Source organism: Glycomyces sp. NPDC047010, assembly GCF_040644205.1.
Classification (GTDB): Bacteria; Actinomycetota; Actinomycetes; order Mycobacteriales; family Micromonosporaceae; genus Glycomyces.
In genome coordinates, this window is sequence record NZ_JBEYVY010000026.1 from 1 (window position 1) to 6,391 (window position 6,391).

Below are 6,391 nucleotides of genomic sequence, written 5' to 3' on the forward strand. Positions count from 1 at the left end.
TTGTTGTGTGGTGGCGGCGGGGCTGGGGGGGTTGTTTCTTTGGGGTCTGTCGGCGGGGGGGGCGCCCGGGCGGGGCCCCGCCCCCTCCGGGCCATTTGATGGTTGGTCGCTGCTGCTTTGTTGGTCCGGGTGTGGCTTGTGGCTTTTCCGGGTGCGGCTTTCCTGGTTCGGGCGCGCGCTATGGGCGGGACGGCCTTTGGGCGTCCCGGGTTGCAGCTTTGGGGCCGGGTCTCGGCGTGTGGGCGACCTCGCCGGGCCTTGCGGCCCGGCGGAGTTCTAGGCGCGGTTGTAGGCGCTGGCTACGGCGCGCATGGTCGCGAGGACGATGTTCGGGTGGACGCCGGCGCCCCAGACGGTGCGGCCGTCGATGGCGCACTCGACGTAGGAGGCCGCCTGGGCGTGCTGGCCGGCGGACAGGGCGTGCTCGGCGTAGTCGAGGACTTCGACGTGGACGCCCACGGTGGCCAGGGCGTCGGTGAACGCGGAGAGCGGGCCGTTGCCGGTGCCGGAGACCTTCTGCTCGACGCCGTCCAGGACGATGGTGGCGTCGAGGTTCAGCTTCTCGTCGGAGTAGGTCGTGTCGTGGTCCTCCACGACCAGGCGCGTGCGCGGCTGGTACTCCGGGTGGTACTCGCTGCGGAACACCTCGTGGATGCCCTCGGTGGAGATCTCCTTGCCGGACCGTTCGGTGGCGCGCTGGATGGCCTGGCTGAACTCGATCTGCATGCGGCGCGGCAGGTCGAAGCCGTACTCGCTCTGCATGACGTACGCGACGCCGCCCTTGCCGGACTGCGAGTTGACGCGGATGACCGCCTCGTACGTGCGGCCCACGTCCTTCGGGTCGATCGGCAGGTACGGGACGCCCCAGGTGAAGTCGTCGATCGCGACGCCCGCGGCGTCCGCGTCGGCCTCCAGGTGGGTGAAGCCCTTCTTGATGGCGTCCTGGTGCGAGCCGGAGAACGCCGTGTACACCAGGTCGCCCGCGTACGGGTGGCGCTCGTGGACGGGCAGCTGGTTGCAGTACTCGACGGCGCGCTTGATCTCGTCGATGTTGGAGAAGTCGATCTCGGGGTCCACGCCCTGGCTGAACAGGTTCAGGCCCAGGGTCACCAGGCATACGTTGCCGGTGCGCTCGCCGTTGCCGAACAGGCAGCCCTCGACGCGGTCGGCCCCGGCCTGCACGGCCAGCTCGGCGGCGGCGACGCCGGTGCCGCGGTCGTTGTGGGGGTGCACGGACAGGATCAGGGACTCGCGGTTGGGGAGGTTGCGGTGCATCCACTCGATGGAGTCCGCGTAGACGTTGGGGGTGGCCATCTCGACGGTGGCGGGCAGGTTCACGATCAGCGGCCAGTCGGGGGTCGGCTGGATGACCTCGGCGACCTTGGCGCACACCTCGACCGCGTAGTCCAGTTCGGTGCCCGTGTACGACTCGGGGGAGTACTCGTAGCGGATCGCCGTGTCGGGGGTGTGGATGTCCTTGTACTTCAGGCACAGCCGCGCGCCCTGCGTCGCGATGTCGGTGATGCCGTCGCGGTCCAGGCCGAACACGACGCGGCGCTGGAGCACCGACGTCGAGTTGTAGAAGTGGACGATGGCCTGCTTCGCGCCCCGCAGGCTCTCGAAGGTCCGCTCGATGAGGTGCTCGCGGCACTGGGTCAGGACCTGGATGGTGACGTCGTCGGGGATGAGGTCCTGCTCGATCAGCATCCGCACGAAGTCGAAGTCGGTCTGGGAGGCGGACGGGAAGCCGACCTCGATCTCCTTGTAGCCCATGGAGACCAGCAGTTGGAACATCTTCTTCTTGCGGTCGGGCGTCATCGGGTCGATGAGGGCCTGGTTGCCGTCGCGCAGGTCCACCGCGCACCAGACCGGGGTCTTGTCGACCACCTTGTCGGGCCAGGTGCGGTCGGGGAGGGCGACCGTGAACTGGGACTGGTACGGCTGGTAGCGCTTCGCGCGTTCGGCGAACGGCGCGGAGGATTGGGAAGTCACGGGAATGCTCCTGAGAATGACGCTGGTTGTCTGAGCCTGGGACTGATCCAGCCGGCATGCGAGAACCCGCGGCGAGGAGGCCGACCTAGTTGGCCCCGCCGCGGCAGATAAGGAGCATCGAGTACCGCATGACCCCGCGAGCGTACACCGCGGAACCGGCGCCGGTCGATCCCGATGCCCGGATCGTGGGACGGCGCGGCGCGTTCGCGGGACGCGGCGTCCAGGGTCGCCGGGACGGAAGGGCCCGGGCTACGGGTTGATGAGCAGGTCCTCGACCGGCAGCCGCTCGCGCAGTTTCCGGTCCGGACCGGCGACGTGCTCCGGCAGGTCCTCCGGGTCCCCGGCCACGCCGATCGCCGCCACCGTGGTCGGCACCAGCGGCGCCTCCAGGTCGAACTCCGAGGCCAGTGCCGCGGCGTCGAAGCCGCCCATCTGGCGGACCGTGAGGCCCTCGGCCGCGGCCTGGAACGTGAGATGGGCCATGGCCTGCCCGAGGTCGTACATCGCGTGGGACAGCGGGCCCTTCGCGTTCGCGTCGGTGCGCACGGCGACCAGGAGCGCCGAAGCCTGGCCCGCCCAGTCGCGGTTCCCGGCGTTCAAGCAGTCGAGGACGCGTTTGAACTCGCCGGTGCCGCGCCTGGCGAGCAGGAACCGCCACGGCTGGGTGTTGCCGGCGCTGGGGGCCCAGCGGGCGGCTTCCAGGAGCGCGGCGAGCTGGGCGTCGGTCAGGTCGGTGTCCGGGGCGAGGGCGCGGGTGGAGTGGCGGGTGGCGAGGAGCGGGTGGATGGGGACCGCCGTCGCGGCGTGGCGGTCGATGGGTGCGTTCATGCGCGGTCCTTCGGTTGCGGTCGAGCCCGCCGCCGGCGCCCCTGGCGGGGCCGCCGGTCCGGGCCGGTCGGCGTCGTCGCCACCGTTCATGGTGCCACGCTCAGCAGTCGAAACCGCACGTCCTGTCGCTTTCCTTACTCTCAAGTCGCCTCATCGGGGGACGGGCTGAGGGTTCCGGAGGGGGTCCCTGAGGGATCGGCCGAGGGCGCTCCTGAGGGGGTCGCGGACGGGTCCGGCGTCGGGGTCGGCTCCGGAGGCGCCTTGTCGCTCAACGGTTCCTCTTCGACGATGTCCCCGGGGAGCTCGACCGTGGCCGCCGCCTCGCCCGGTTCGCCTTCGAGTTCGAGGGTGCCGAACTCCTTACTCTCCACCGAGAGGATCGTCCCGTCCTGCGACAGGCACCACTCGCCGCCGGGGATGGGGGTGTCGACGACGACGGTGTTCGGGGTGAGGGTGAAGCAGTCGCCGTCCTGGGCGACGGAGAACGGCATGTGGCGGTCCAGGAGCAGCGGCAGCCATTCGACGAACGGGCGCTGCACGTGCGGGTCGTACCGGTTCGGGATCTCGCCGGTGATCCCCGCGAGCTTCACGCACCGGCCCGCGGCGCACTGGAAGAACCCGCCGGTCGTCCACGCCACGGACACGTCGACCGTGCCGCCGAGGCCCCAGTCGGGGACGTCGACGCGCCAGGTCCCGTCCTGGGCGGCCCACATGGTGACCGTGCCGCCCTCCGACCACGCGTACTCGGCGGTGAAGGTCGTGTCGAGCGCCCTGGTGACGCGCCCGATGAGGGTCGCCTGCGCGCTGTGGCGCGGCGGCGGCTCGTTCGGTTCGGGCTCGGCCGTGGCGGTCCCGCAGCCCGCCGCCGCGATCACCGCCGCCGTCGTGAGCGCCGCCACTGTCCGCTTCGTCCATCTCGTTCCCACCGGCCGATTCTCTGTCCCGGCACCCGGAACGACCTGGCGACACACCGGTACGCGCAGCTAAGGTGACATGGCCGCCCCTCTGGGGCGCCGAGAATGTCACGCGAGACATGAGCGAGTGAGGTGAAACCCGTGGCGCTAGTCGTGCAGAAGTACGGCGGTTCATCGGTCGAGAATGCCGAGCGCGTCAAGCGCGTCGCCGAGCGAGTGGTGGCCACGCGAAAGCGGGGCGACGACGTGGTCGTCGTCGTCTCCGCCATGGGGGACACCACGGACGAGCTGCTCGACCTCGCCGCCCAGGTGTCGCCCGTCCCCGAGCCGCGCGAGCTCGACATGCTGCTCACCGCGGGCGAGCGGATCTCCATGGCGCTGCTGGCCATGGCGATCAACAACCTGGGCTTCCAGGCCCGGTCGTTCACCGGCTCCCAGGCGGGGATGATCACGACGGCCGCGCACGGCGTGGCCCGCATCATCGACGTCACGCCCGGCCGCATCCGCTCCTCGCTCGACGAGGGGTTCATCACGATCGTCGCCGGGTTCCAGGGCGTCAGCCAGGACACGAAGGACATCACGACCCTCGGCCGCGGCGGCTCGGACACGACCGCCGTCGCCCTCGCCGCCGCGCTCGAAGCGGACGTGTGCGAGATCTACACCGACGTCGACGGGGTGTTCTCCGCCGACCCGCGGATCGTCCCGAACGCGAAGAAGCTCGACACGATCACGTTCGAGGAGATGCTGGAGATGGCCGCCTCGGGCGCGAAGATCCTGCACCTCCGGTCAGTGGAGTACGCCCGCCGGTACGGGCTCCCGCTGCACGTCCGCTCGTCGTACTCGACCAAGACCGGCACGATGGTGTCGGGTTACATGGAGGAGCTTCCCGTGGAGCAAGCACTCATCAGCGGCGTCGCGCATGACGACTCCGAAGCCAAGATCACCGTGACCCGCGTGCCCGACAAGCCGGGCGCCGCCGCCTCGATCTTCCAGGTCATCGCGGACGCCGAGATCGACATCGACATGATCGTGCAGAACGTGTCGACGGCCGCGAACGGCCACACCGACATCTCCTTCACGCTCCCGAAGGAGTCGGGCCCGAAAGCGACCGAGGCGCTGAAGAAGCACCAGGGCCCCATCGGGTTCGAGAAGCTCATCTACGACGAGAACATCGGGAAGGTGTCGCTCATCGGCGCGGGGATGCGCTCGCACCCCGGCGTCACGGCGAACTTCTGCCAGGCGCTCGCCGACGCGGGCGTGAACATCGAGATCATCTCGACCTCGGAGATCCGCATCTCGGTCGTGTGCCGGGACACCGACCTGCCCGCGGCCGTGCGTGCGGTCCACGACAAGTTCGACCTCGGCGGCACCGAAGCGGCCGTCGTGTACGCGGGGACGGGGCGGTAGGCATGGCGCGCAAGCTGAACGTCGCGATCGTCGGCGCCACGGGCGTCGTCGGGTCGATCATGCGCCGCCTCATCGCGAAGGAGCGCGGCAACTGGGGCGAGGTGCGCCTCATCGCGTCGGCGCGGTCCGCCGGGAAGCAGCTCGAAGTCGGCGACGAGGTCCTCACGGTCCAGGCGATCGGCCCGGACGTGTTCGACGGCATCGACATCGCGCACTTCGACCTCCCCGACGAGGTGTCGGCGGAGTGGGTGCCGGTCGCGGCCGCGAAGGGCGTCGTCGTCATCGACAAGTCCGCGTACTTCCGCATGGACCCCGAGGTGCCGCTGGTGTGCCGGGAGGCGAACCCCGGCGACGCCGCGAACCGTCCGAAGGGGATCATCGCGAACGCGAACTGCACGACCCTGGCGCTCATCCCGACCCTCGCGGCCCTGAACGAGCGGTTCGGGCTGGTGTCGATGTCGGTGGCGTCGTACCAGGCCGCGTCCGGTTCGGGCAAGGAAGGTCTTGAGGCGCTGTACGCGCAGCTCCAGAAGGTCGGCGGCGCCGAGGGCGCCGGCACGGCCGGGAACGACCTGCGGCTGGTGCTCGGCGAGGAGTTCAACGCGCCGTTCGGGGCGCCGCTGGCGCTCAACGTGGTGCCGAAGGTCGGCGGGTGGCGCGAGGACGGGTGGACCAGCGAGGAGCTGAAGGTCCGCAACGAGTCCCGCAAGATCCTCGGCCTGCCCGACCTGAAGGTCGCGTCCACGTGCGTGCGCGTGCCCGTGGCCGTCGGGCACTCGCAGGTCGTGCACGCGACGTTCGAGCGCGAGGTCACCGTGGCCGAGGCGCACGCGGTGCTCGCGGCCGCCGAGGGCGTCGACCTGGTGGACGACCCGGAGAACATGGTGTTCCCCATGCCGATCGACTCGGTCGGCCGGGGCGGCACGCAGGTCGGGCGCATCCGCCAGTCGATCGACTTCCCGAACTCCCTGGAGTTCTTCGTCGTCGCCGACAACCTCATGAAGGGCGCGGCCCTCAACTCGATCGAGACCGCGGACCTCGTGCGCCGCGAACTCGAAGCGCAGCAGTAAAAGGGCAGCCCAAACAGCGGGGGTTTCGGGGATTCTGGGCCCCCGGGCAAAACCCTTGCCCGGGGGTACGACAGTTTCGCGGTAACGAGGCGCGGGGCCGGGGGGGGACGACCGGGGGCCCCCGCGGGGGGCGACAGCGGGGGCGCGGATTGGATACGGGGCGGGCCGGGGGGGGGTGGC

The 6,391-nt window shown here is 70.4% G+C and carries 5 protein-coding genes; 2 read left to right on the plus strand and 3 right to left on the minus strand.

The features are described from left to right. Positions 1-276 precede the first annotated feature (276 nt). The 3 genes from leuA to AB0A65_RS26750 all read right to left on the minus strand — a co-directional run bounded on the left by leuA (position 277) and on the right by AB0A65_RS26750 (position 3,746). Positions 277-1,992: a 2-isopropylmalate synthase gene (leuA, locus tag AB0A65_RS26740; RefSeq protein ID WP_359955958.1), complete on the minus strand. Its 1,716-nt coding sequence runs from the start codon at positions 1,990-1,992 to the stop codon at positions 277-279. 249 nt (positions 1,993-2,241) lie between these two features. Continuing rightward, on the minus strand, positions 2,242-2,820 hold the full coding sequence (locus AB0A65_RS26745; protein ID WP_359955961.1) for a nitroreductase family protein: 579 nt from the start codon (positions 2,818-2,820) through the stop codon (positions 2,242-2,244). Positions 2,821-2,960: 140 nt separating this feature from the next. Then, positions 2,961-3,746 carry a hypothetical protein gene (locus AB0A65_RS26750; protein ID WP_359955964.1) on the minus strand — a complete coding sequence of 262 codons (786 nt, stop codon included), beginning with the start codon at positions 3,744-3,746 and terminating at the stop codon, positions 2,961-2,963. Positions 3,747-3,875: 129 nt separating this feature from the next. Between AB0A65_RS26750 and AB0A65_RS26755 the strand changes: the two genes are divergently transcribed. Next, complete coding sequence (locus AB0A65_RS26755; RefSeq protein WP_359955966.1) at positions 3,876-5,141, plus strand: aspartate kinase; 1,266 nt, start codon at positions 3,876-3,878, stop codon at positions 5,139-5,141. 2 nt (positions 5,142-5,143) lie between these two features. Next, on the plus strand, positions 5,144-6,211 hold the full coding sequence (locus tag AB0A65_RS26760; protein ID WP_359955969.1) for an aspartate-semialdehyde dehydrogenase: 1,068 nt from the start codon (positions 5,144-5,146) through the stop codon (positions 6,209-6,211). The last annotated feature ends 180 nt before the right edge of the window (positions 6,212-6,391 follow it).